22 protein-coding genes and 4 pseudogenes are annotated in these 24318 nt (G+C 74.9%); 14 read left to right on the plus strand and 12 right to left on the minus strand.

The window, feature by feature from the left end; genetic code table 11:
• Positions 1 to 193: 193 nt before the first annotated feature.
• From BJP40_RS21870 to BJP40_RS21880, 3 genes are read left to right on the plus strand one after another with little or no spacing between them, the layout of a single operon-like run.
• Entirely contained in the window at positions 194 to 1291 is a 1098-nt protein-coding gene (locus BJP40_RS21870; protein WP_371258680.1) for a sugar ABC transporter substrate-binding protein, read from the plus strand.
• Between the two features lie 6 nt (positions 1292 to 1297).
• Positions 1298 to 2086, plus strand: coding sequence for an ATP-binding cassette domain-containing protein (locus BJP40_RS21875; protein WP_071281786.1), 789 nt, complete (start codon positions 1298 to 1300; stop codon positions 2084 to 2086).
• Complete coding sequence (locus tag BJP40_RS21880; protein ID WP_079171357.1) at positions 2068 to 3309, plus strand: ABC transporter permease; 1242 nt, start codon at positions 2068 to 2070, stop codon at positions 3307 to 3309. The genes BJP40_RS21875 and BJP40_RS21880 overlap by 19 nt, the downstream gene beginning before the upstream one ends.
• A gap of 30 nt (positions 3310 to 3339) precedes the next feature.
• Here the strand turns inward: BJP40_RS21880 and tgmB are convergent.
• The 6 genes and pseudogenes from tgmB to BJP40_RS21910 all read right to left on the minus strand — a co-directional run.
• Positions 3340 to 4281, minus strand: a pseudogene (gene tgmB, locus BJP40_RS32110) (ATP-grasp ribosomal peptide maturase); the annotation flags it as partial.
• 8 nt (positions 4282 to 4289) lie between these two features.
• Complete coding sequence (gene tgmA, locus BJP40_RS21890) at positions 4290 to 4484, minus strand: putative ATP-grasp-modified RiPP (RefSeq protein ID WP_071269190.1); 195 nt, start codon at positions 4482 to 4484, stop codon at positions 4290 to 4292.
• 89 nt (positions 4485 to 4573) lie between these two features.
• Entirely contained in the window at positions 4574 to 5770 is a 1197-nt protein-coding gene (locus BJP40_RS21895) for an ABC transporter ATP-binding protein (RefSeq protein WP_071281789.1), read from the minus strand.
• A gap of 39 nt (positions 5771 to 5809) precedes the next feature.
• Entirely contained in the window at positions 5810 to 6649 is an 840-nt protein-coding gene (locus BJP40_RS21900; RefSeq protein ID WP_071281790.1) for a carbohydrate ABC transporter permease, read from the minus strand.
• Positions 6649 to 7548 (minus strand): carbohydrate ABC transporter permease, encoded by a 900-nt coding sequence (locus BJP40_RS21905; RefSeq protein ID WP_071281802.1) that lies wholly within the window; start codon positions 7546 to 7548, stop codon positions 6649 to 6651. The genes BJP40_RS21900 and BJP40_RS21905 overlap by 1 nt, the downstream gene beginning before the upstream one ends.
• Positions 7549 to 7619: 71 nt before the next feature.
• On the minus strand, positions 7620 to 9008 hold the full coding sequence (locus BJP40_RS21910) for an ABC transporter substrate-binding protein (protein ID WP_177204441.1): 1389 nt from the start codon (positions 9006 to 9008) through the stop codon (positions 7620 to 7622).
• Between the two features lie 192 nt (positions 9009 to 9200).
• Between BJP40_RS21910 and BJP40_RS35815 the strand changes: the two are divergent.
• The 9 genes and pseudogenes from BJP40_RS35815 to BJP40_RS21945 all read left to right on the plus strand — a co-directional run.
• Positions 9201 to 9587 (plus strand): annotated as a pseudogene (locus BJP40_RS35815) (hypothetical protein); the annotation flags it as partial.
• A gap of 232 nt (positions 9588 to 9819) precedes the next feature.
• Positions 9820 to 10920 (plus strand): annotated as a pseudogene (gene mbhE, locus BJP40_RS35820) (hydrogen gas-evolving membrane-bound hydrogenase subunit E); the annotation flags it as partial.
• 224 nt (positions 10921 to 11144) lie between these two features.
• Positions 11145 to 11522 (plus strand): annotated as a pseudogene (locus BJP40_RS35825) (MnhB domain-containing protein); the annotation flags it as partial.
• A complete protein-coding gene (locus BJP40_RS21920; RefSeq protein ID WP_079171358.1) occupies positions 11519 to 11974 on the plus strand; it encodes a Na(+)/H(+) antiporter subunit C in 456 nt (151 codons plus the stop codon). The pseudogene BJP40_RS35825 and the gene BJP40_RS21920, both read left to right, overlap by 4 nt.
• Entirely contained in the window at positions 11971 to 12687 is a 717-nt protein-coding gene (locus BJP40_RS32115) for a proton-conducting transporter membrane subunit (RefSeq protein WP_226962338.1), read from the plus strand. The genes BJP40_RS21920 and BJP40_RS32115 overlap by 4 nt, the downstream gene beginning before the upstream one ends.
• Positions 12688 to 12970: 283 nt before the next feature.
• Positions 12971 to 13264 (plus strand): monovalent cation/H(+) antiporter subunit G, encoded by a 294-nt coding sequence (locus tag BJP40_RS34465; RefSeq protein WP_071281793.1) that lies wholly within the window; start codon positions 12971 to 12973, stop codon positions 13262 to 13264.
• 6 nt (positions 13265 to 13270) lie between these two features.
• On the plus strand, positions 13271 to 13753 hold the full coding sequence (locus BJP40_RS21935) for a hypothetical protein (protein WP_071281794.1): 483 nt from the start codon (positions 13271 to 13273) through the stop codon (positions 13751 to 13753).
• A 175-nt stretch (positions 13754 to 13928) separates the two neighbouring features.
• A complete protein-coding gene (locus BJP40_RS21940) occupies positions 13929 to 15227 on the plus strand; it encodes a glycosyltransferase (RefSeq protein WP_226962337.1) in 1299 nt (432 codons plus the stop codon).
• A 4-nt stretch (positions 15228 to 15231) separates the two neighbouring features.
• Positions 15232 to 16083 (plus strand): DMT family transporter, encoded by an 852-nt coding sequence (locus tag BJP40_RS21945; RefSeq protein ID WP_071272456.1) that lies wholly within the window; start codon positions 15232 to 15234, stop codon positions 16081 to 16083.
• Between the two features lie 583 nt (positions 16084 to 16666).
• Here BJP40_RS21945 and BJP40_RS21950 read toward each other — a convergent pair.
• Positions 16667 to 17512, minus strand: a complete 846-nt coding sequence (locus tag BJP40_RS21950; RefSeq protein WP_071281796.1) for a LysR substrate-binding domain-containing protein — start codon at positions 17510 to 17512, stop codon at positions 16667 to 16669.
• Positions 17513 to 17583: 71 nt separating this feature from the next.
• Between BJP40_RS21950 and BJP40_RS21955 the strand changes: the two genes are divergently transcribed.
• The gene (locus BJP40_RS21955; RefSeq protein WP_071281797.1) at positions 17584 to 17973 is read left to right on the plus strand and encodes a DUF5997 family protein; all 390 of its coding nucleotides are present in this window, start codon (positions 17584 to 17586) and stop codon (positions 17971 to 17973) included.
• A gap of 103 nt (positions 17974 to 18076) precedes the next feature.
• Here the strand turns inward: BJP40_RS21955 and BJP40_RS21960 are convergent, their stop codons facing one another.
• The 4 genes from BJP40_RS21960 to BJP40_RS21975 all read right to left on the minus strand — a co-directional run bounded on the left by BJP40_RS21960 (position 18077) and on the right by BJP40_RS21975 (position 20994).
• On the minus strand, positions 18077 to 18751 hold the full coding sequence (locus BJP40_RS21960) for a hypothetical protein (protein WP_071281798.1): 675 nt from the start codon (positions 18749 to 18751) through the stop codon (positions 18077 to 18079).
• A 153-nt stretch (positions 18752 to 18904) separates the two neighbouring features.
• Entirely contained in the window at positions 18905 to 19357 is a 453-nt protein-coding gene (locus BJP40_RS21965; RefSeq protein ID WP_226962336.1) for a DUF6114 domain-containing protein, read from the minus strand.
• A 1-nt stretch (position 19358) separates the two neighbouring features.
• The gene (locus BJP40_RS21970; protein ID WP_071273647.1) at positions 19359 to 19991 is read right to left on the minus strand and encodes a DUF6230 family protein; all 633 of its coding nucleotides are present in this window, start codon (positions 19989 to 19991) and stop codon (positions 19359 to 19361) included.
• 208 nt (positions 19992 to 20199) lie between these two features.
• Positions 20200 to 20994: a MerR family transcriptional regulator gene (locus BJP40_RS21975; protein WP_079171359.1), complete on the minus strand. Its 795-nt coding sequence runs from the start codon at positions 20992 to 20994 to the stop codon at positions 20200 to 20202.
• A gap of 1241 nt (positions 20995 to 22235) precedes the next feature.
• Here BJP40_RS21975 and BJP40_RS21980 point away from each other — a divergent pair.
• The gene (locus tag BJP40_RS21980) at positions 22236 to 23867 is read left to right on the plus strand and encodes a glycoside hydrolase family 71 protein (protein WP_071281799.1); all 1632 of its coding nucleotides are present in this window, start codon (positions 22236 to 22238) and stop codon (positions 23865 to 23867) included.
• A gap of 61 nt (positions 23868 to 23928) precedes the next feature.
• Here BJP40_RS21980 and BJP40_RS21985 read toward each other — a convergent pair.
• A partial coding sequence (locus BJP40_RS21985; protein ID WP_143065984.1) for a response regulator transcription factor occupies positions 23929 to 24318 on the minus strand: 390 nt, incomplete at its 5' end.

Raw genomic sequence — 24318 nt, forward strand, 5'->3', positions numbered from 1 at the left:
GGCCCCGCCCGGGCACGTCACCGACCGGGAGACGCCCCAGCCGTACGCCACCGGCCCGGAGCCCCCGCCGGCCCCGCGCCCGGCCCGCCGGCACACCGCGTCCTCGGCCGTGACACGCGGACACGGTGCGCCCCCGCCGACCGTGCCGGGGCGCCGCCGGACCCGACGGGGCGCCGCGGCCCTCGCGCTGGCCGTGGCGCTCCTCGGCGGCGGGCTCGCCGCCTGCGGAAAGGCGGCACAGGTGCGCGACGGCGAGCCCGGACAGGCCGTCGCCCGGGACGGCAACGCCATCGGACTGCTGCTGCCGGGCAGCACGGACCGCTGGGAGAAGTACGACAGGCCCCTCCTGGAGAAGCGCATCGACGAGCTGTGCCCCGAGTGCACGGTGCGGTCCGCCAGCGCCCAGCAGGAAGTGACGATCCAGCGGCAGCAGATCGACGCCATGATCACCCAGGGGGTGCGGGTGCTGGTCCTCAGCGCCGTCGACGGCAGGTCCGTCGCCTCCTCCGTCGAGAAGGCGCGTGACGCGGGCATCGACGTCGTCGCGTACGACCGGCTCGCCGAGGGGCCGATCTCCGGCTACGTCTCGTTCGACGGCGAGGAGGTCGGCCGCCTCCAGGCGCGGGCCCTCCTGGACGCCCTCGGCGACGAGGCGCCCGACAGCCGGATCGTCATGATGAACGGCGACCCGGCCGACCCGAACTCCGGATGGTTCAAGGAGGGCGCGCTGTCCGTCCTCGACGGCAGGGTGCAGATCGCCAAGTCGTACGACACCATCGAATGGCGGCCCACGAACGCGCACCTGAACACGGCCGGCGCCATCGCCGCCCTCGGCGCGGACGGCATCGACGGCGTCTACGCCGCCAACGACGGGCTCGCCTCCGGTGCCATCGCCGCGCTCAAGTCCGCCAGGATCCATCCCCTCCCGCCCGTGACCGGCCAGGACGCGGAGCTCGCCGCCATCCAGCGGATCGTCGCCGGCGAGCAGTACATGACCGTCTACAAGCCGTTCCGCGAAGAAGCGGACGCCGCCGCCCGCATGGCCGTCGCCCTGGCCCGCGGGCAGACCCTCGACGGCATCGCCGCGTCCACGGTGACCAGCGGCGACGACTCCGGTGGCCCCGGCACCCGCACCCACGGCATCCCTGCCGTCCTGCTCACCCCCGTCCCCGTCACCGCCGGCACCATACGGGACACCGTGGTCGCGGACGGCCTCCACACCGTCGACGAGATCTGCACCCCCGAGTACGCCTCCGCCTGCGAGAAGGCCGGACTGACCGACACGGAGTGAACGCCCATGTCCCACCAGTCAGCGGCGCCCCTGCTCGCCCTGCGGGGCATCCGCAAGCGGTACGGCGCCGTACAGGCCCTCGCCGACGTCGATCTGGAGATCCACGCCGGCGAGGTCGTCGCGCTGGTCGGCGACAACGGAGCCGGGAAGTCCACCCTCGTCAAGGTCATCGCCGGCGTCGACCCCGCCGACCGGGGCACCATCGAATGGCAGGGCAGGGCCGTGCACCTCACCCGCCCCCACGAGGCCCAGGCCCTCGGCATCGCGACCGTCTACCAGGACCTCGCGCTCTGCGACAACCTCGACGTCGTCGGCAACCTCTTCCTCGGTCGCGAACTGCGCCGCTTCGGCCTCCTCGACGAGGTCGAGATGGAGCGCCGCACCCTCGCACTGCTGCGCTCCTTCGCCATCCGCATGCCGAGTGTGCGGCTCCCCGTCGCCTCCCTCTCCGGGGGCCAGCGGCAGACCATCGCCATCTCCCGCTCCCTCCTCGGCGAACCCCGCCTCGTCCTCCTCGACGAGCCCACCGCCGCCCTCGGCATCGAACAGACCACGCAGGTGCTCAACGTCGTCGACCGGTTGCGCGAGCGGGGCCTCGGCGTCCTCCTGATCAGCCACAACATGGGCGATGTCAAAGCGGTCGCGGACTCCGTGGCCGTGCTGCGGCTCGGCCGGAACAACGGCTTCTTCGACGTGACCACGACCTCCTACGAGCAGATCGTCTCCTCGGTCACCGGAGCGACCGACAACGCCGTGACCCGCAGGACCTCACCCGAATGGGAGGCCGACCTGTGACGGCCCGCCCGCCCGGAGGCGGAAGGCGGACGGTGCGGACCCGCCTCGCCCACTCCACCGAAGCACTCGCCGGAAGGCTCCGTGTCGGCGAACTCGGCTCACTGCCCGTCCTGATCAGCCTCGCGGCGATCTGGCTCATCTTCGCCGGCCTCGACGAGGCGTTCCTCTCGCCCCGCAACCTGTCCAACCTCAGCATCGACGTCGTCGGCACCGGACTCATCGCCGTCGGCGTCGTCTTCGTGCTGCTGCTGGGCGAGATCGACCTCTCCGTCGCCTCGGTCAGCGGACTCTCGGCGGCCGTCTTCGCCGTGCTGAACGTCCACCACGGCATGCCCGAGGCGCCCGCGGTGGCGCTGGCCGTCGCCCTGGGCACGGCCATCGGCTTCTTCCAGGGCTTCGTGTTCACGAAGGTCGGCGTGCCCGCCTTCGTGGTCACCCTCGCCGGCCTCCTCGGCTGGAACGGCCTCATGCTGTACATCCTCGGCGCGACCGGCACCGTCAACCTCGACGACGACGGGCTCGTCGCCCAGCTGACCGACTACTACTTCTCGTACGTGGCCGTCGCCTACGGCGTGGCCGCCGTCGGCGTCGCCGGCTACTTCCTCGCCGCCGTGGCCGATGCGCGCCGCCGCCGCTCCGCGGGAGTCCCGGCCCGCAGCACCCGCGAGATCGCCGTCCGCACCGCCGCCCTCGCCGCGGTCGCCTTCGCCACCGCCGCCGTGCTCAACCGGTTCCAGGGGCTGCCGCTCGCCCTGCTGGTCTTCCTCGTCCTCCTCGTCGTCCTCGACCAGGTGCTGCGCCGCACACGGTACGGGCGGACCGTGTTCGCGCTCGGCGGGCGGCTGGAAGCCGCCCGGCGGGCCGGGATCAGCGTCGACCGGGTCCGGATCTCCGTGTTCATGGTGTCCGGGACCATGGCCGCGCTCGGCGGGTTGTTCCTCGCGTCCCGCGTCACCTCCGCGAGCCAGTCCTCCGGCGGCGGCAACCTGCTCATGAACGCCATCGCAGCCGCCGTCATCGGCGGCACCAGCCTCTTCGGCGGACGCGGCACGGTCTGGTCCGCGCTGTTCGGCGTCCTGGTGATCCAGTCGATCGCCTCCGGCGTCGCCCTCCTCGGCATCCGCGGCGCCGTCCAGTTCATGATCACCGGCGGGGTGCTGCTGCTCGCCGTCGTCATCGACTCGCTGTCGCGGCGCGCCCAGAAGGCCCACGGCCGGGTGTGACCGGCCCGCCGCCTCCGGCACCGCGCCCGTGCCGGGAGGCCCCGCCAGCCAGGCCGCGACCGCCCGCGCGATCGGCTGCGCCGTCGCGAGCTCCACGAAACCGAACTGGCCGCCCTGGTTGCACTCCAGGAACCACCACACCCCCGCCGCGTCCTCCGCGAAGTCGAACGCCCCGTACGCCAGCGACGCAGACTCCAGGTAGACCCGCACGGCCCGCTCCACGTGCTCGGGCACGCCCACCGGGCGCCACACCGCACCCGTGTCGCCGTACCGCCCGTCGACCTGGCCCGGCACCGCGTCCTTCCGCGCCGCGAACAGCCGGCCGCCGACAGCCGTCAGCCGCACGTCGGCCCGCTTCGCGACGTACCGCTGGAGCAGCGTCGGGCCCGCGGCCACGGCGGCGAAGTCCGCTTCGGGGCCGACCAGCGACGTCGGCATCGCCAGCGGCCCCTCCGGGTCCGCCCCGGCGCCCCGCGGCGGACCCGACAGGGTCTTGACCACGACCCGCCGGTGCCGGGCCGCGAACTCCTGCGCGGCCCGCGGAAACGTCGTGACCACGGCGGGCGGCACGGGAAAGCCGCTGTGGTGCGCCAGCCGAAGCTGCCACGGTTTGAACCGGGCCCGCTGCGCCGCACCCGGGTGGTTCATCCACCGCGCGCCCGTGCACAGCAGCATCCCGTACAGCGCCTGCCGCGTCTCCTCCGTCAGCCACGGCGACGCGCCCGGCGCCCGCGCAGCCGGCTCCCCGGGTCTGCGCACCCAGATCCCGCGCAGCGCGGCCGTGCTCACCATGCGGCCGTCCACCGACAGGTAGCCGCGGACCTCGCCCCGCACGTACTCCGCCGACAGCGCCGCCCTCCCGGGCAGGTCGGCCGGGTCCAGCCGCACGACCGGCACGGACCGCTCCAGCAGCCGGGCCACCACCAGATCCGCCGTCACGTCCTGCTCGCACGTCAGGACCAGCACGCCCATCGCGCGGCTCAGTCGTCGAAGTGCGTCTGGGAGCCGGCCGTCGACGTCGTCGTGCCCGTCGCGCGCAGCACCTCCCGGTCCGTGATCGCCGGCCGGCCGTCGGGCAGCACGTTCAGCTGCAGCGCCGGGTCGTAGACGTACGGCACGGGGACGTCCACGGGTTCGGCCGGCACGGCGTACTGGAACGCGAACGGTCGTCTCATCGGCGTGGCTCTCCCTCGGTCCTTCGGTGACTACCGCCTGGTTCACCGAGCAGTACGCACGGCGCCCGCAGCGTGCTCATCACCCTCCGTCACCGACTTCCGTCCCGGTCCTCGCGGTACGTGAGGTTCACCCCGCTCTCCGGGTCGAACAGGTGCATGCCCGACGTGTCTGCGTACAGCTCCGCCCGCGCGCCCTCGCGCACCCGGGTCGCCGTGCTCAGCCGCGTCACGATCCGCCCGCCCGGCGCCGCCCCCGCCTCCGCCGCGAGCTCCGCCAGCTCGGCCGGCTGCGCGGTGGCCGCCGGCCCCCGGTCCTCCGCGGCCTCCACGTGGGCGAACACGTCGGACCCCAGGGACTCCACGACCTCCACACCCGCCGTGAACCGGGCCCCCGGCCGCCCGGGGTCCACCAGTGCCGCGTCCTCGAACGCTTCCGGACGCAGCCCCACGACCAGCTCGCGCGGCGCGCCCGCGGCCTCCAGCCGCCCGCGCACCTCCTGCTCCAGGGGCAGATCGCCGAGCGCCGTGCGCAGCACCCCGCCCTCCACCGCGCCCCGCAGGAAGTTCATCGCGGGCGAGCCGATGAAACCCGCCACGAACAGGTTGCGCGGCGCGTCGTACAGGTGCTGCGGCGTGCCCACCTGCTGCACGACCCCGCCCCGCATCACCACCACGCGGTCCCCGAGCGTCATCGCCTCCGTCTGGTCGTGCGTCACGTAGACGGTGGTGGTGCCCAGCCGCTGCTGGAGCCGGGAGATCTGGGTGCGCATCTGCACCCGCAGCTTCGCGTCCAGGTTCGACAGGGGCTCGTCCATCAGGAACACCTTGGGGCTGCGGACGATGGCCCGGCCCATGGCGACGCGCTGCCGCTGCCCGCCGGACAACTGCGCCGGCTTGCGGTCCAGGTGCTCGGTGAGGCCCAGGATGCGGGCCGCCTCCTCCACCTTCTGCCTGACGACCGCCTTGTCGGTCTTCGCCAGGCGCAGCGCGAACCCCATGTTGTCGCGCACGCTCATGTGCGGGTAGAGGGCGTAGCTCTGGAACACCATGGCGATGTCCCGGTCCTTCGGCGCCTTGTCGTTGACGACGCGGTCCCCGATGCGCAAGGTGCCCTCGGTGATGCCCTCCAGACCCGCGATCATGTTCAGCGTCGTCGACTTCCCGCACCCCGACGGGCCCACCAGGATGACGAACTCCCCGTCCGCCACCGCCAGGTCGACGTCGCGCACGGCCACGGACCCGTCGGGGAACCGCTTGGTGACGCCCTCAAGAACGATCTCGGCCACGGTACGTGCTCCTTGGTGCTCCTCGAAGGGGTGCGCCGGTCAGCCCTTGACCGCGCCGGAGGTCAGCCCGGCGACGATGCGCCGCTGGAACAGCAGGACGAACACGACGACGGGCACCGTGATGACCACCGCGGCCGCCGCGATCGACCCCGTCGGCTGCTGGAACTGGCTGCTGCCCGTGAAGAACGCGATCGCCGCGGGCACCGTCCGTGCCGACTCCGTGGACGTCAGCGAGATCGCGAACAGGAAGTCGTTCCAGCAGAAGATGAACACCAGGATCGCGGTGGTGAACACCCCTGGCGCCGCCAGCGGCGCGATGACCAGCCGGAACGCCTGTGCCGGCGTCGCCCCGTCGACCTTCGCCGCCTTCTCCAGGTCCCAGGGGATCTCCCGGAAGAACGCCGACAGCGTGTAGATCGCCAGCGGCAGCGAGAACGTCATGTACGGCAGGATCAGCCCCGCCCACGTGTCGAAGAGCCTTAGTGCCCGCTCGATCGCGAACAGCGGCGACACCAGCGAGATCGGCGGGAACATCGCGATCAGCAGCGACACCCCGATCAGCAGCCGCTTCCCCGGGAACCGCAGCCGCGCCACCGCGTAGGCGGCCATCGTCCCCAGCGTGACGGCGATCGCCGTGGCGATCAGCGCGATGCCGATCGAGTTGACCAGCGCCCGCGTGAACTCGGCCGTCTCGAAGATGCCCCGGTAGTTGTCCCACGTCCACCGCGCCGGGATGAACCGGCCGTCGCCCAGCGTCGACGGCTCCTTGAAGGACAGCGCCGCGATCCAGCACACCGGCAGCAGCGCGTACACCACCACCACCGTGTTGGCCGCCGTCCACCCCGCCATCCGGCGCCGCCCGCCCGCTCCCGCAGCCATCAGCGGCCCCCGTCCCCGGCTCCGGGCGCGGCCGCCCCGAACAGCTTGACGAACGTGAACGCGATCAGCGCCACGCAGAGGAAGATCAGCACCGAGATCGCCGACCCGATGCCCAGGTTGAGCGCGGTGAACAGGTTGTCGTAGCCGAGGATCGACAGCGACCCGGTGCCGTGGGCGCCCCGCGTCAGCACGAAGATGCTGTCGAACACCCGGAACGCGTCCAGGGTCCGGAACAGCAGCGCCACCAGGATCGCCGGCTTCATCAGCGGCAGGACGACCCGAGTGAACCGCTGCCACGGCCCCGCCCCGTCCACCATCGCCGCCCGCAGCGTCTCCTCCGGCACCAGTGCCAGCCCGGCGAGCAGCAGCAGCGCCATGAACGGCGTCGTCTTCCACACCTCCGCCAGGACGATGATGCCCAGCGCCGGCCACTGTTCTGTCAGCGGCGCCTCCCCGGCCGGCAGCAGCTCCGCCAGGTACCCGGTGCCGGGCGTCCACGCGTACTGCCAGGAGTAGGCCGCCACGACGGTGACGATCCCGTACGGCACGAGGACGGCCGTCCGCACCGTGCCCCGCCCCAGCAGCGTGCGGTGCATCACCAGCGCCAGCGCCATGCCGAGCACCAGCTCGACCGCCACCGACACGGCGGTGATGAGGACCGTCACCCAGAACGCCTCCCACCAGAACGGCGACGACAGCACCGCCGCGTAGTTCGCGAGCCCCACGAACTCCGCCCGCTCGGGAAAGCGGAGGTCGTAGCGCTGGAGGGACAGGTACACCGCGTACCCGATCGGATAGGCGGTCACGGCCAGCATCACGAGGACGGCGGGCGCGCACAGCAGCCAGCCCAGCCGCCGCTCCTGCCGCGCCCCCTCCGACAGCGCCTCCCGCCCGCGCACCCGGTCCGCCTCGCCCCCGGCCGCGGGCCGTGCGGGGGGCGGCGGGGGCGCCGGCTCCCCGGCCACCCGGCTCACGGGATCAGCCCCTTCGACGCTAGCGCGTCCTGGATCTGCTCCCGGATGGTCCGCACGTCCTCCCGCGGACGGATCGCGGACGGCGGGGACAGCGTGTGGGCGATGACGATGGACACGTTCTGGTAGGCCGGGGTCTTCGGGCGGACGCTCGCCTGCTCCAGCGCCTGCAGGATCGCGTCGGCGAAGGGGTAGCTCTTCACGAACTCCTCGTCGGTGTACAGGTCCCGCAGGGTGGGCGGCAGACCGCCGCGTACCGCCGCGGTGATCTGGTTCTCGCGGTTGCGCAGGCACAGGGCCGCCTCGAACGCCAGGTCCGGGTGGCGGGAGAACGCGCCGACCGCCAGGTCGATCCCGCCGATCGTGGGCCGGGCGGGGAGGTCGGCGTCCACCCGCGGGTACGGCGCCCACCGGAAGTGACGGAACAGCTCCGGGTTGTTGTCCCGCATCGACGGATACACGAACGGGTAGTTCAGCTCGAACGCCGCCCGCCCGGACTCCATCGCCAGCCGGTTCTGGTCCTCCATCTGGTTCGGCAGCGACGGGTCGGCCGCCACCGACCGCGCCAGCTCCCGCATGATCCCCGCCGCCCGCACCGCCGGCGCCCCCAGGGCGGGGGCATCGGCGTCCGGGGTGAGGATCGCGCCGCCCGCACTGGCGACCAGGGTGTTGAACCACACCGTCAGTCCCTCGTACTGCGCGCCCTGCACCTCCACGTAGTGCGGCCTGCCCTGTTCCGCGAGCCGGCGGGCCGCGGCGATCATCTCGTCCCAGGTGCGCGGCGGCCGGTCGACGAGATCCGCGCGGTACCACAGCAACTGGGTGTTCGTGTTGTACGGGACGGCGTAGAGACGGCCCTTCCACGTCGCCGTCTCCAACGGCACCCGGAGCGTGCCCTGCTCCGCGCGCTCCCGCCGGGCACCCGTCCACGGCAGGATCCAGCCGGCCTCGGCGAACTCCGCCGCCCACGTGACGTCGAGCCCCATGACGTCGATCGCGTCGTCACGCGCCGCCAGCCGCCGCACCAGCTGCTGGCGCTGCCCGTCGGCGGTGCGCGGCAGCTTGTGGTACTCCACGCGGTACCGGCCCCCCGAGGCCCGGCTGCACCGGTCGGCCGCCTCGGCCAGCGCCCCCGAGTCGTCCGGGAAGTTGTACCAGTGCACCGTCGGCGGCCCCGAGCCGCCGCCCCCGCAGGCCGCCAGCAGGGACGCGAGCAGCGGCAGCACCACCAGCGCCCGCACCGCCCGCGACACCACCGCAGTCCGCCCCGCGCGCGGGGCCCGCGCCGCCGGGTCCGCGTACGTGCCGCCCCGGCGCAGCCCCGCACCGCGGCGGCCGCCTCCGACGAGCGGCCGCCGGTCGAGGTCCTTCCGGCCCGCACCAGACATGGAGCCGACCGTAGGCGTCCCCCGCCGCCCGGCACGGCGCACCGCCGCAGGCAGCGCCCGCTCCACCCGACCGGCCGACCCGCACCCCTCCCGGCGGCCCCGCACGGGGCCCGGCCCGCCCGGTCGTGCCCGCCACCCGATCGGCCCGCACGCCCGCGTGGTGGCGCCGCCCCACCGCCGTCCGCGGACATGATGGGCCTGCCGCCGCCCGGCAGCAAAGGCCCGCGGCGGCGGGAACCGGACCCGACCACGGCGAGGGCGACGAGGGGAAGACGCGCTGTGCTGCTCCTGCTCGCCCTGCACGCCGTCACCGCACCGCTCCTCCCCGCCGGGGCGCGGCGCCTCGGCGACCGCGTCTGGTACGCGGCCGCCCTGGTGCCGCTGCTCACCCTCGCCTGGTCCGCGTACCACACGGCGGGCGTACTGAACGGGCGGCTGCCGGAGGAGGACCTGCCCTGGGCGGGCACCCTCGGGCTCGCCGTGGACCTCCGCCTCGACGCCCTGTCCCTGCTCATGCTGTGGATCATCACCGGCGTCGGCGTCGCCGTCCTGCTGTACGCCCGCCACTACACCGCACACGACCACGGGCGGGAAGCCGCGCTGATGCTGGCCTTCGCCGGCGCGATGACGGGACTGGTCCTCGCCGACAACCTGTTCCTCCTCTACGTCTTCTGGGAGGCGACCACGGTCGTCTCCTTCTTCCTCATCGCGGGCCGCGGCGCACGCGGCGAACGGCGTGCGGCGGCCTTCCGCGCCCTGCTCGTCACGACCACCGCTGCTCTTCGTCACCGCCGCACTCGCCGCGGCCTCCATGGCCGGGCTGCCGCCCCTCGCCGGGTACGTCGCGAAGGAAGCCGCCCTCGAAGCGTTCCTGCCCGGCAGCCACGGCACCACCTGGCCGCTGCCCGCCGTCGCCGCGGGCGCCGCCCTCACCGTGGCGTACACGGCGCGCTTCCTACGCGGTGCCTTCGGCAGCCGGGCCGCCGAAGGCACCGGACGGCACACCGACCGGCCGGCCCCCGGCTTCGTGGCGCCCGCCACCGCGCTGGCCGCCGCCGGGCTCGCCCTCGGCATCGGCTGCGCCGGACTGGGGGCCGTCGCGCAGGTGTACGCCGACGAGCTGCCGGAGTACCGCCCCCACCCGTACGAACTGGCCCTGTGGCACGGCTGGACGCCGGCCCTCGGCCTGTCGGCGCTCACCCTCGCCGCGGGCCTCGCGCTGTACGCCGCCCTGACCGTGCACCGCGGCCCCGCACCACCCGGCACCCCGTACAGCGACCGCGTCCACGCACGGCTCCGCGGCGGACTCGACGCCGCCGCCCTCTGGTTCACCGGCCGCACCCAGGTCGGCTCCCTGCCGGTGTACCTCACCGGGCTGCTGCTGACGGTAGCCGCCGTGGTGGGAACCGCCGCCGCCGTGCTGCCGCAGCCGATCGGCCCGCTGCACTGGACCTCGTCGGCCGTCGAGGTCCCCGTCGCGGCCGGGGCCCTCGCGGCCACCGTCGCCGTGCTGCGCACCCGCCACCGGCTCACCGGCACCCTCCTGGTCGGCGCCGTCGGCTACGCGGTGGCGGTGCTGTTCCTGTCGCGGGGAGCACCGGACCTGGCGCTCACCCAGTTCCTGGTCGAGACCATGACGCTCGTCGTGATCGTGCTGGTCCTGCGCCGCATGCCGCCACGCTTCACGCCGGCCCGCTCGGCCTGGCCGGCGCGCATCGCACGGGCCGTGGCCGCCGGGTCCCTCGGCTGCCTCGTCGCCGTCCTCGCCCTGGTCACCACGTCCGCGCCGCACCCGCCCTCCGTGTCCGGGGGCTACGCGGCACTCGCCCCAGAGACCGGAGCCGGGAACCTCGTCAACGCGATCGTCGTCGACTTCCGCGCCCTCGACACCCTGGGGGAGAGCGCGGTCCTGCTGGTGACCGCCATCGGCGTCGTCAGCCTCGTCCGCGTGTGGACCCGCGGCGCCCCCGAGGCGCCGGAGCACGCGCCGCGCCTCCCGTCGCCCACTGGGACGAGCCGACCGACAAGTGGCTCCCCGGCGCGGACGAGCGGCCCGGCGAGGAACGCTCCGTCCTCCTGGAGGTCGTCACCCGGCTGTTGTTCCCGTCCGCCCTCGTGCTGTCACTGTTCCTGCTGTTCTCCGGCCACTCGCGGCCAGGCGGCGGGTTCGCCGGCGGCCTCGTCGCGAGCCAGGCGTTCGTGCTGCGCTACCTGGTCGGCGGCCGGGCCGGACTCGGCGCGGCCCTCCCCGTCGGTTCGGGCACCGTCGCCGGCACCGGCTTCGCCCTCTGCTCCGCCACCGCCCTCCTGCCCGTCCTCGCCGGGGCGCCGCCGCTCACCAGCGTGACGGTCCACACGCACCTCCCGGTGCTCGGCACGGTCGAGTTCGCCACCAGCCTGTTCTTCGACGTCGGCGTCTACGTCCTCGTCGTCGGCGTCACCCTGAAACTGCTCTCCGCGGTGGGCGTGTCCCTCGGACGGGCCCCCGCCGAGCAGAGCGGAGCACGCCCGTGACCACCGTCGACCTCACCCTGGCCGTCGTCGTCGGAGCCCTCTACGCCGCCGGCTTCCACCTGATGCTCCAGCGCTCCCTGATGCGCGTCGTGCTCGGCTTCGTCCTGCTGGGCCACGGCACGAACCTGCTCCTCCTCGCCTCCGGAGGGGCCCCGGGAGCGCCTCCCGTGCCCGACGGCGGCGCCGCCCCGCCGGACACGGCGTCGGACCCGCTGCCGCAGGCCATGGCCCTCACCTCCATCGTGATCACCTTCGGCCTGACCACGTTCCTCGTGGCCCTCGCCCACCGGTCGTGGCTGCTCTCCGGCCACGACGAGGTACGCGACGACGTCGAGGACCGCCGGATCGGCAGCGCGGCGGAACGCGCGCCGTCCGCCGTCCACCGCGCCGAGACGACGCCCCCGCACGGCACCGCCGGCCACGGAGGCCGACCAGGAAGGGAGTGGCCGTGACCGCGCTGCTCTCCCTGCCCGTGCTGCTGCCGCTGCTCGCCGCCGCGGTGTCGCTCTTCCCGGTGCCCCGCACGGCCAAGCGGCTGCTGAGCACCGGCACCCTCGCCGTGGTCCTCGCCGACGCCGTCGTCCTCCTGGTCCGCGCCGACGCCGAAGGCCCGCTGGTCCTGGAGGCCGGCGGCTGGCCGGCACCCCTCGGCGTCGTGCTGGTCGCCGACCGGCTGTCGGCCCTGCTGCTGACGGTGTCGGCACTCGTCGCCCTCGCCGTCCTGCTGTACGCCATTGGCCAGGGCACCGCCGAACGCCGGGGCCCGGCCGCCGCCGTCCTCCACCCCGCCTACCTGCTGCTCGTCGCCGGAGTCGCCCTGGCCTACCTGACCGGCGACCTGTTCAACCTGTTCGTCGCGTTCGAGACGATGCTCGCGTCGTCGTACGTGCTGATCACCCTGGACGCCGGGGAGGAACGCGCCCGCTCCGGCATGACGTACACCATCACCGGGCTGGCCTCCTCACTGCTGCTGCTCACCGTCGTCGCCCTCGTCTACGCCTCCACCGGCACCGTCAACCTCGCCGACCTCGCCCGGCGCACGGCGGACCTGCCCGACGGCACGCGCACCGTACTCGGCCTGCCGGCACGCCCGCCCTGCACAGGATGCGCGGCGCGCGCGCACCGTCCGCCGCGCTCTCCCTCCTCTTCGCGGTGCCCGCCCTGAGCCTGGCCGGGACACCGCCGTTCTCCGGCTTCGTCGCGAAGGTCGCGCTGCTCGGCGCCGGGCCGACACCGGTGGGGCCACCGCGTACGCCCTCGCCGCCACCGCCCTCCTCGCGAGCCTGCTCACGCTGTACGCCCTGGCGAAGGCGTGGGCCGCAGCGTTCTGGCGGGAGCAGCCGGCGGAGGACGACGGGGCGCCCCGCCCGGCGGACACCGCCGCGGCCCGGGAGCCCGCCGGCGGCCCTCGGCGCGAGGACGAGACCGCCGGGCGCGGCGGGGCACGGATGGCGCGTGACGAGGAGCCCGGGCACGGCCCGGGCGGGGAAGTCCGGGACGCCGGCGTGCTCGCGGGCGGCGCCCTGCGCACCCCCGCGGGGGCCTCCGCGGCCCTGCTCCTCATCGCCCTGTTCCTCCTGCTGACCGCACCCGTCACGGCGCAGATCGTCGGCCGCGTCGCCTACCGGACCGGTGCCGTCCGCCGTTCCGCCCTCGTCTGCGACGAGCTGCGCGAACGCCTCGCCCGCGAGGGCGACGCCCCGCCCCCGCAGCGGCCCGGGGGCCAGGACGAGGGGAAGTGACCCGCCGTGAACGTCCGCCAGGTCAAGAAGGGCCTGCGGGCCTCCCTGCGCAACAACGGTCAGGCGTACGGGTTCTCCGTGTCCATCACGGCGGCCGTGGCCCTGCTGAACAGCCGCACCGACGTCACCGGCGCGGCCCCCGTCGTGTACTTCGCGCTGGCCTCCGCCGCCGTGTTCAGCCTCCTGGAGGCCGTGGCCTCCCACGGCTTCCGCGCGCCTCTGGACGAGGAGCCGAGCGCCACGACCGCGCCGGGCATCTCGCTCAGCCTGGCCTCCGTCGGCACGTCGACCTGCCTGGCGTGGCTCGTGGCCGACACCGTCGGAGGCGTTCCCGCCCGGCCGCTCACGGGGTTCCTCGTCGCCACCGACTACCCCCTGGCCGCGGGCGTCGAGCCGGCCGTGGCGGAGCGGGCGCGGGAGAGGTCCGGACAGGAGCCGGAGAAGCAGCAGGAGGGCGGACCGGGCGGCGGGGAGGGGCGCGACGGGTAGCCGCGTTCACCCGTCCGGACCCGCGGCGGGCCCCTGCCGCGCCGCTCGACGGCGTGTCCGCGCCCCGCCGGGCACCGGGCCGTGAGGGGATGGCCGAGCAGTCGCGCCGCCCCGCCCCGCGGCGTCCGCCCGGGACGTGCGACCACACCCGCGATTCCTGCGCCAGGAGGGTTCTGTGCCGGTACAGCCGTCGGCCCCGGGCGGGCCGCTGTCCGTGGCGGTGCTCATCGAGCTGCTCAGGACCCCACTGGCGGGCGGACAGGTCAAGTGCTGGGAGCACTTCGCCGACGCTGCGGCCGACGCCGACCCGGCCCGGCTGGGCGTCGACCTCACCCTGTACGTCCTCGGCGACCGTCCCCGGGTCGAGGAACTCTCGCCGGCGGTCCGGTTCGTCGCCCTGCGCCCGGTGCTCAGCACCGCCCCCCTCAACCGGGGCGACGGGGACGTGTCCGACCTCGCCCCCCACCACCCGGCGCTCGCCCGCCTGCTGCCCCGCCACGACGTCTGGCACCTCACCCACACCCTGGCCTTCGCGTCGACGGCGGCCCGGCTCCGCCGCCGTCAGCGCCGTGCCGCGCGGCCCCGCCCCGCCGGCCTGGTGGGCTCCGTGCACACCGACATGCCGGCGCTCACCGAGGCGTACGTCCGCCGGATGCTGGGCCCGTGCCTGGACCGGCACCCCGCCCTGCGCGCCCTCGACCCGCCCGCCCGCTGCGCCGCCCTCATGCGGCGCCGTCGCGACCGCGTCCTCGCCGCCTGCGACCACCTCCTGGTGGCGACGCCCTCCCAGGAACCCGAGATGGCGGCGCTCGTCGGCGGGGGCCGCGTCAGCACGCTCGGCAGGGGGCTCGACCTCGACGTGTTCCGGCCGCACCCGGACGCGCGCGCCGAACTGACCGCCCTCGGCGTGCCGCGGGGCGCGACCGCCGTCGTGTTCGCCGGCCGCGTCGACGCCTCGAAGAACGTGCTCCTGCTCGCCGCCGCCGTCCGGCGCCTGCGCGCGCGGGGCGGCGACGTGCACCTCGTGGTCGCCGGGGCGGGCCCCGACACGGAGCGGATCGCCGCGCTGCTCGGTCCCGGCGCCACCCTCCTGGGGCCCCTGCCGCAGGAGCGCCTGGCGCGCGTCGTCGCCGGCGGCGACGTCTTCGCGCTGCCGTCCCGGACGGAGACCATCGGCAACGTCGTCGGCGAGGCCATGGCCTGCGGCCTGCCCGTCGTCCTGCCGGCCGGCACCCCGACCAACCACTGGCTGGCCGAGCCGGGCGCCGACGGCATCCTGGTGCCCGACGACACGGAGGAGGCGTGGGCGTCCGCCCTCGGCCGGCTCGCCGACCGGCCGGAGCTGCGTGCCGCCCTCGGGGAGCGGGCCGCGACGACCGTACGGGCCCGTCACCGCACCTGGGGCCGGGTGCTGACGGACGACCTGCTGCCGGTGTGGCGCGGTGCCGCCGGCCTGTCCGCGACCGGAGGGTGACCGCGTGGTCGTCACCGTCCTCGCCGCGCTGGCCGCCGGAGCGGCCTTCGCCGTGGCCGGCGTGCTCCAGCAGCGTGCCGCCGCCCGCCGCCCCGACGGCGACACGCTGTCCCTCCGGCTGGTCCGCGCACTCGCCCGCGACCCGATGTGGCTCACCGGTATCGGACTGGCCGTCGTGGCCTACGTGTTCCAGTCCGTCGCGCTCGCCTTCGGTCCGCTCAGCCTCGTCCAGCCGCTCATCATCAGCGAGTTGCTGTTCGCCATCCCGCTGTCCGCGCGGCTGCGGCACCGGTCCCTGGGAGCCCGGGAATGGGCGGGCACGCTGGCGGTGACCGCCGGGCTGACCACCGCGCTCGCGGCGGCGAGGCCGGGCGCCGGCGACCCCGCCGTGCCGCTGCGGTCCTGGCTGCTCGTCCTCGCGGCCGTCGGCGGCCTCGTCGCCCTGACGCTGGCCCTGGGCCGCCGTACCGCCGGCGCACCGAAGGCGTCGCTGCTCGGTCTCGCGGGCGGCCTGGTGATGGGCACCCAGTCCGTGCTGCTGGACGCGACCGTCGAGCGGCTGGGCGAGGGCCTCGGCGCACTGCTGTCGTCCTGGCAGACGTACCTCCTGGTCGTGGCGAGCGTGGCCGGCCTCGTACTGATCCAGAGCGCCTTCCAGGCGGGTCCGCTGGCGGCGAGCATGCCCGTGATCGACGCGACGGAACCGGCCGTCGCCGTCACCGTGGGCGTCGCCGTCTTCGGCGAGACGATCCGCACCGGGACCGTCCCCCTGACCTGTGCGGCCGTGGGCGTGGCCGTCCTGCTCGCGGGCATCGTGCTGCTGGACACCTCGCCCCTCTTCCGCGGACTGGACTGACCCGACGACGGTTACCGGCCGACCCGCGGCCGGGCCGCCCGCCCGCGTCCGGCACCACATCGCCGCACCACGCCGCACCTCCCCGCTCTCCGCGGCCCGCCGCGCACGGGCCGGCACCGCGCCGCGCGCTGCGCCTCTCCCGGTACGCGCCCCGCCCGCGGTCCTTCCGGCCCGCCCGGCGCTCCGGCCGAGCCCCCGGCCCGGAGCCCCGACGAATCTGCGCGGGGGCGGAGCGGTGCGAGGCGCGGCGAAGGGCCTCAACGGCCCGGCCTGCGGCCCGACCGGCTCAGGACGGCTCACCCGGGCCCGGTCTGCCCGAGGGCCCCTCCCCACGGCGGTCGGGAGCCGGACCGTGGGGCGGTCGGCCGCCGCGCGGACGCGTGGAGCAGGCGGCCTGGGTCGTGCCGACGGCCGTCGGCCGCGCGGCGGGCCCGCGGCAGGGGCGAGGGGGACCGGGGCCACGTCGTCGGTCGCCACACAGGCCGGGGGCGGTCGGCGGTGCTTCGTCCTGCGGGCTCTTCCTGCGCGGGCTCTTCGTGCGCAGGCCTCGTTGTGCGCAGGGTCGGGGAACGGACGCCCGCGCTCAGGAGGAGCGGCCCGGACGGCCCCGGCGGCCGCCGCCCTTGGCGCCGCCGGAGCCCTTGCGTGCGGCGCCGCGACCGGCCTGCCCGCCGGAGCCGCCGCGCCGCCGGGCCCCGCCCTTGGGCTGGGCGCCGCCCGCGGCCCGGCCGGTGCCCCCGCTGCCGGGGGACCGCTGACCGGACGCCCGGCCCGCGGACTTCTCGCCCCCGGACCGGCCACCCGCCGGCTCCGCTGCCCTGCGTCCACGGGTGCTGTTGACCGTCCGTCCCCGTACGACCCCGATGAAGTCGTCCACCAGGTCCGTGGTCCGCGCCTCCGGCCACGACAGGGCCACCTGCGACTGCGGCACTCCGGTGACCGGCCGGTACGTCAGGTCGCGGCGGTGGTGCAGCCGGGCCAGGGACATGGGGACGATCAGCACGCCCACCCCGGCCGCCACCAGCTCGATGGCGTCGGCCGTCGTCGCGGGCCGCTCGAAGGCGGGCCGGCCGGGCGGCCGCTCCCAGTCGAGGGTGTCGTCGAGGGGATGGAAGACGATCTCGTCGGCCAGGTCCTCCGCGGAGACCTCGTCGGCCGCCGTGACGACGTGGTCCTTGGGGACCACGACCACGGTCGTCTCCGTGTAGAGGGGGATCGCGCTCAGCACCGCGCGGTCCACCGGCAGCCGCACGAGGCCGGCGTCACACGTGTGGTCGCGCAGCACGCCGACCGCGTCGGCCGCGGACACCGGCACGAGTTCCAGAGGGACGTCGGGCAGCCGCTCCTGCCAGATCCGCACCCACTTCGCGGGCATCACACCCGGGACATACGCGAGCCTGAACGAGGAGGGAGCATCCGTGCCTGTCACCGGGCCAGGCTACCCGGCCCCGGTCACCGGGCGTGGTCGGAGTCCGCTCGGATGCTCGATATCCTGGACGTATGACGTCGCACCGAACCTCCCAGACCATGAAGCCCGCGACCGCGGCCAAGAAGCTGGGGGTCTACCTCGAGGCCACCCCCGACGAGTTCCGTGAGGGTGCCGTCTCGCGCGACGAGCTGAACGCCCTGCAGGCGGACCCGCCGGAGTGGCTCCAGGAGCTGCGCCGCAACGGCCCCCATCCCCGCCCGGTGGTCGCCGCGCGGCTCGGCGTCTCCATCTCGGGCCTCGCTCGCGGCGGGGTCACCGAGCCGCTCACCACGGAACAGATCGAGGCCCTCCGGGAGGAGAACCCGGAGTGGCTGCAGCGGGAGCGCGCCGTCCAGGCGGAGGCGCGCAAGGAAGCCGCCCGCATCAAGGACAAGCGCGCCGCCGAGGCCGCCGGCGCCTGACGCGCGGAACCGCCGTGCGGCCCCGGCCCCGCACCACCGGTGTGGCGGGGACCGCCGGATGGCCGCACGGCGGGGTTCCGGCTCCCGCCGGGTGCGGTCGCGGCTAGCCGGAGACGGTGATCTGCTGCGCCGGGTCGGTCGTGTCGGTCACGACGTACGTCGCGGAGAACGACGAGCTCGTCGCACTGGTCGGGCAGCCGAAGCCGCCCACGACCTTGATGGGCACCGAGGCGCCCGCGAACGCCAGTGTGGAGGGCGCGCCGTTCGCCCAGGTGCCGCTGGTGTCCGCGGGCCCGGTCGGTGCCGCGGTGACCGTGCAGCTCGCCAGCCCGGACGTCTTGACGACCAGTCCGCCGGTCGGCACGGTGAACGACGCCACGATCGGGGACCCGTGCTGCATCGACACGGTCCACGAGCCGCTCGTGGTGACGGTGGCGCGCACGCCCGGCATGCTCGTGGTGCAGGAGTCGAAGGTGGGCGGGGTGAGGGAGCTCACGACCGGCCCGGCGGGGTTGTGGTTGCCCGGGGCGGCCGGGACGGTGCCGGTGGACGTCGAGACCGAGCAGGTGACGGTCACGGAACCGGACTTGAGCGTCGCCTTGCCCGACAGCGTGGCGGCGAAGCCGTGACCGGCGGGGGTGACCGTCGTGGAGCCCGCCGCGGCGGAGCCCGGCTGGGCCAGCGCGGGGGTGGTGCCGGTGAGTGCCAGGGCGCCGGCCGCGGCCAGACCGGTCAGTAACGCGACGGTCTTGCGGGGGGACGGGGTACGGGGTGCCATGTGGGGTTCTCCTTCGGGGAACGGTGTGGCGGAGCGCCACGGAACTCGGTGTGGGGGGCCCGAAAGGTGCTGCGGTGCGCCCGGGCGGCGCCCGCCCGGGGTGTTCGACCGGGCGGGGACCGCCCGGAGCAGGGGAGCGGGCGGGGGCGGAGGTCAGTGCTTCCGCGGGGCGACCGGCTGCCAGGCGAACATCATGGCGCCGCCCGCGATGCCGAGGAGAGTGCCGATCAGGAAGCCGCCCAGGTTCGACATGACGAGCGCGGCGGCGGCCAGCAGCGTGGTCACCAGACCGGCCATGGACCGGTACTGAGGGGCGAACCACACCGATCCGCCTAGCATGATCATGACAATACCGAGCAGGACGGAGGGGACGCCCGCGATGCCCTGATGAAGCATCACCTCGACGGGTGCGAGCGGGATGGCGCAGATCTCCGCGCCGGCGAGGACGGTGACGAAGCCGCCCCAGAAGGGCCTGCTGCGCCGCCAGCGCCGCCATGCGCGGCGCGCGCGGGTGGTGCGTCCGCTCCGGTCGCCGGCCGCGTGCCCGGCCGGGGGCGGGACGGGCCGTGCCGCGGCTGCGGGGCCCTCCGTCACTGGGGCCGCCATGTCAGAAGCATTCCTTCTTGCCCTTGGTGATCTTCATGTTCAGGCCGGCCAGCTTGAACGTGCCCGCATTCGTGGCCCAGGCGACCTGCTCCAGGTCGGTGATCCGCACGGTGTCGGCCTGCTGCCCGAACAGGTCCTGCATGCCCTGCGCACCGTCGGGACCCTTGTCCATCGTGGAGGCGTCCCGGCCGATCTCGATGTTCGTGAAGTCCGCGCTGCCGGAGAGCTGGGTGGCGTCCACGAAGAGGTCGGTGGCCACGACCGGCGTCTTCTTGCCCGCGGTCAGGTTGAGGGAGACGTCGCCGACGATCGGCAGCGAGGTCACGACGGACTGGCAGAGGTTGGCCAGTTCGGCGTGCCGGATCGCGGTGACGGCGACGGGCAGCAGTTCCTCTCGCGCGTTGGTGTCGAAGCTGCCGTACTGGACGAAGCCCTGGCCGGTGAGGCTGTCCGCCGACACCTTGAACTGCTGGCCGGAGACGGCGAAGGAGGCGGCGAGCGCGCCGCTCGACAGCGCGACGCCCAGGGCGCCCGTCAGGGCCACGGCCGGCACGGTCAGGGCGGCGAACCGCTTCCAGCGGATGCGGCCGACGATCTCGTCGTGCCCGGTCTCGGCTTCGGTTCTCTTTAACATGAAATATCCCTCTCTCGGTGCCAAGGCAGGGGGCGGGAGGAAAGAGTGAGGTGTGCTGTACGGGAACGGCCGCGCACAAAGGTGTGCCGTCCGGCGGCCGCGTGGGGGGCGCCGTGGGTGCACGGCCGTACTCGCCGGTGTTACCGACGGGTTGAATGTAAGAGTGCCAGTGGTCATTGGCAAGGTTGGTGGAGGGGCGCTTTTCGGTCTACCCGCCGCCCCGCCCCTCCGCCCTCTTCAGCCACACCCCCAACTCCGTCTCCACCCGTTCCGCCATGGCCCGTGCGAACTCGGAGGCGACGACCTCCCGGGCGACCGGCCGCAGCGCCGTCACCGCCTCCACGATCCGCTGGACGTCGTGCGGCGTCAGTTCCTCCAGCTCACGGTCGGCGACCACATGACGGCGGAACAGGTCCACGAACCGGTCCGCGACCGCCGCTGCCTGGCTCTGCACGAACGCCCCCGCGTCCAGGATGTCCGTCACCGGGACGCCCTGGTCCACCAGCACCGCCGTCGCCTCCAGCAGCCGGCGGCTGGCGTGCGTCACCGTGTCCCCGTCCACGCGCAGATAGCCCAGCTCCTCGGCCCGCCGGGTGTCCTCCGCGCTCGCCGCGTGGCCGAACCGGGCGACGAGCTCCGCCAGCGGCAGCCGCACCGGCTCCTCGTGGACCCAGTCCCGGGTCATCGCCCGCTCCAGGCCCAGCAGTCCGGCGATCCCGCTGCCCTGCTCCCAGGCCCGCAGCAGTTCACCGATGCCGTTCACCGTGTAGCCGCGCCCCAGCAGGTCGTCGATGAGCCTCAGCCGGGTCAGGTGGTCCTCCGAGTACCACGCGATCCGTCCCTCCCGAACGGGGGGAGGCAGCAACCCGCGCTCCTGGTAGTAGCGGAGGTTCCGCACCTTCACCCCCGCGGCCTGCGCCAACTCCTCACGCCGGTAGCGCTTCACGCCGCCGTACGGCCCCTCGCCGGGCTGCGTGGCCCGCCCGCTGTCTCCCCCGCTCATCCCGGCGAGTGTAAGCCGTGCCGCCCGGCCGATCGATCATCCGTGAGGCCGACGGCGGCCCCTTCCCCGCGGCCCCGCGCCCGCCGCCCCCCGCAGTCTGCCCTGCGGCCCCGGTCCACGCCGTCTCCGGCCGGCCCCGGTCGCCGCCTCCCGCCCCGCCACCCGTGCCCGGCTGTCCGGTGCTCCGCCGCGTCCGCCCGGCCCCGCGCAGGGAGCCACCTCCCACAGGGACGCCGTCGGCGCCGCGCACACATGGCGCGATATCGAGGGCGAGGGGCCGCCGCGTCCTCCCGGCGCTGCCGGACACGCCCACCACCCCCAAGTGCACTCCGCCCACCGGCAGTTCACCCAAGAGTCGCTCCGCTGCCTCCCTCACGGGCAGCGCAGCCGCCCCACGGTGCGCTGCGGCGCGTGCACGCGCGCCGGGACACGGGGGCCGAAGGTCCGGGACAGTGCGGGGCGGAGCCGTTCGAGGACGCGGGGGAGACGCGGCTGAACCGCCACCTGGTGCAGACGGCGGAGCTGCCGCACGGCGGGCGCGGGGCGTCGGGGCACGACCCGGACTCAGCACCCTGGTGCTGCGCGAGTACCAGCGGCCGAAGGCGGTGACGGTGCGGCGCGGCGCGGCCGCGGCTGAGCCGACGACGGTCTGGCGCGGCCCGGCGAAGCCGGTCACCGGCGCGATGCCCGGCGGGCTGCCGGCCGTGCCCGGCGCCAGAAGGCCGACCGCCGGCACGGCCGGACCCGCGGCAGCCCTGTGCGCGAGGGAACGGTGGCCTGCGCCGGCCTCGGAGGCATCCTGCCTTCGGCAGTCCCGTGCGCGCGGAACGGCGCCGCCGGACACCCCGGCTGCCGCGGCGAGCGGGACGCACGCCGGGCGGTGCGTTCCTTCCCGGGCGGGCGCAGGCGCCCCGACACCGCACCCGGGGAGGTGCGCGGGGACGGACTCATGCGGGCAGGCCGCACGCCGGTGACGGGATGTCGCCGGTGGCACACCAGCACCCCGCCCTCCACTTGTGGAGATAAGTTGTCCGGATGGCGGTCATCCGCTCTACTGCTGTACGACATGCGTACAGAGGCGGGGGGCTGACAGGGAGGCAGGCATGGGGACGCAGTCGGGAGACGGCAGGGCGTCAGGACGCCGAGGGCGCAGGGGAGCGCACCGGGGGACGCAGCGCGCCTCGCACCGCGGCCACCGCCGCGCGGCACGCCGCAGGAGGACGCCCCTCACCTTGACGGCCGTGGGCTTACTGCTGGCCGCGGTGTGCACGACGCTCGTCACCGCCTGGGCGTGGCGCGACACCGCGCCCCAGCCCCAAGCGGTCGCCCAGCCGCGCACCGCCCCCTCCGCGGTGCCGCACGGCGGCTCCGGCGACGAGACGTCCGGAGAAGAGGCGTCCGCGGCCCCCGTCGCGGCACCCGAGGCGCGGTCCGTCCACCGCGGGAGCGCGCCCGGCGCCGCACGCAAACCGGAGGACACACGCACGAAGGGCCCCGCCTCCGCTCCCGCGGCGAGCGCCGCCTCCGGCCCGCTGCCCTTCGACCTGCCCGACCGGGCCGCCCTGCGGGCCAAGGGCAAGCTGGTGTTCGCCCACTACTTCACCCCGTACCCGCTGTCCCTGGACAACGAGGACCCGCGCGGCGACTACTACGCGCGCAACTACCTCAACCCGGACGGGGAGCGCGGCAAGCACAGCGAGTACGGGGGGCTGCTGCGCGACCGCCCGCTGCCGGTGGAGCCGAAGGAGGGCGACTGGGAGCTGGCCAACCTCCGCCAGGAGGTGCGGACCGCCCGCGACGCGGGCCTCGACGGCTTCACCCTGGACATCCTCTCCCTCTCCGGACCGAACTGGGAGCGGTCGGAGAAGCTCCTGGAGGCGGCCCGCTCGGTCGACTCCCGGTTCACCGTGATGTTGATGCCGGACATGTCGTCCCTGCGCAGTGTCGACGCGGCGACCCTCGCCGACGCCCTCGCCGACCTGGCCGAGAGCCCGGCCGCGCACCGCCTCGAAGACGGCCGGCTCGTCGTCTCCCCGTTCAAGGCGGAGGCCAAGAGCGTCGGCTGGTGGTCCGACGTCCTCGACCGGCTGCGCAGCCGCCACGGCATCAGCACGGCGTTCGTGCCGCTCTTCATCGACTTCGGCTCTCAGGGAGAGGCGTTCGCGCCCATCAGCCACGGCTTCTCCGACTGGGGCAGCCGCAGTTACACCGGGCAGGACGGCCCCTCAGGGGACGCCCGGCGGGCCCACGCCCTGGGCAAGATCTGGATGCAGCCCGTGTCCGTCCAGGACGCCCGCCCCAACCAGGGCGTCTACGACGAGGCGGGCAACACCGCGGCGCTGCGCGCCACCTGGGAGCGCGCCATCGACAGCGACGCCGACTGGGTGCAGCTCACCACCTGGAACGACTACTCCGAGGGCACCCACTTCGCCCCGTCCGTGAACAACGGCCACACCTACCTGGACCTGACGTCGTACTACCTCACCCGCTTCAAGACGGGCAGCTGGCCGAAGATCGTGCGGGACACCCTGTACCTCACCTCCCGCACCCAGTTCGCGGGCGCGGACCCGACCGGCGACCAGTCCAAGGTGATGACGCTGCGCGAGAGCAGCGCGAAGGCGCGCGACCAGGTCGAGGTGCTCGCCTTCCTGACGGCACCCGCGACCGTCCGCACCACGGCCGGCTCCACCACGACCGCACGCGACCTGAAACCCGGAGTGCACCCGGTGCTCAGCCCCCTGCGCGTCGGGGCCGTCTCCGCGGACGCCCTGCGCGACGGGCGCCGCATCGCCTCGGTGGAGCTGCGCAAACCCGTCCGCGGGTCCGTGGAGGTCCAGGACCTCCAGTACCACGCGGCGACCAGCGGCCGGTAGCGGCGTGCCCCGGCTGCCCGCCCCCGGGCAGCCGGGGCGCAGCCACAGGCCCGCGGCCGTGTCACGGGGCGGGTTCCAGCCCCCACGCGACGGCGCGGGCCGCGGCGGCCACGCGGTTCGGCACGCCGAGCTTGACGAGGATGTGCTCCACGTGCGTGGCGACGGTGCGGCGGGCGACGCAGAGCCGCTCCGCGATCTCCGGGTTGGTGCGCCCTTCCGCCAGCTCCGCCAGCACCTCCAGTTCCCGCGCGGTCAGCGCGGAGGGCCGGGCCACCGTACGGCACACCACGGCGGTCGCCGACGGGCGCCGGGCCAAACGCAGTTCGTACAGCCGCCCCCCGTACGGGACGAGCAGCCGGGCGGGCCCCGGCCGGCGCCGCGCCGCCCGGCGCACCGCGCCCGCCAGGGGCGAGTCCGCTGAGGCGAACCCCACCGGCCGCTCCCCGTCCAG

Source organism: Streptomyces sp. CC53, from assembly GCF_001865245.1.
GTDB lineage: Bacteria > Actinomycetota > Actinomycetes > Streptomycetales > Streptomycetaceae > Streptomyces.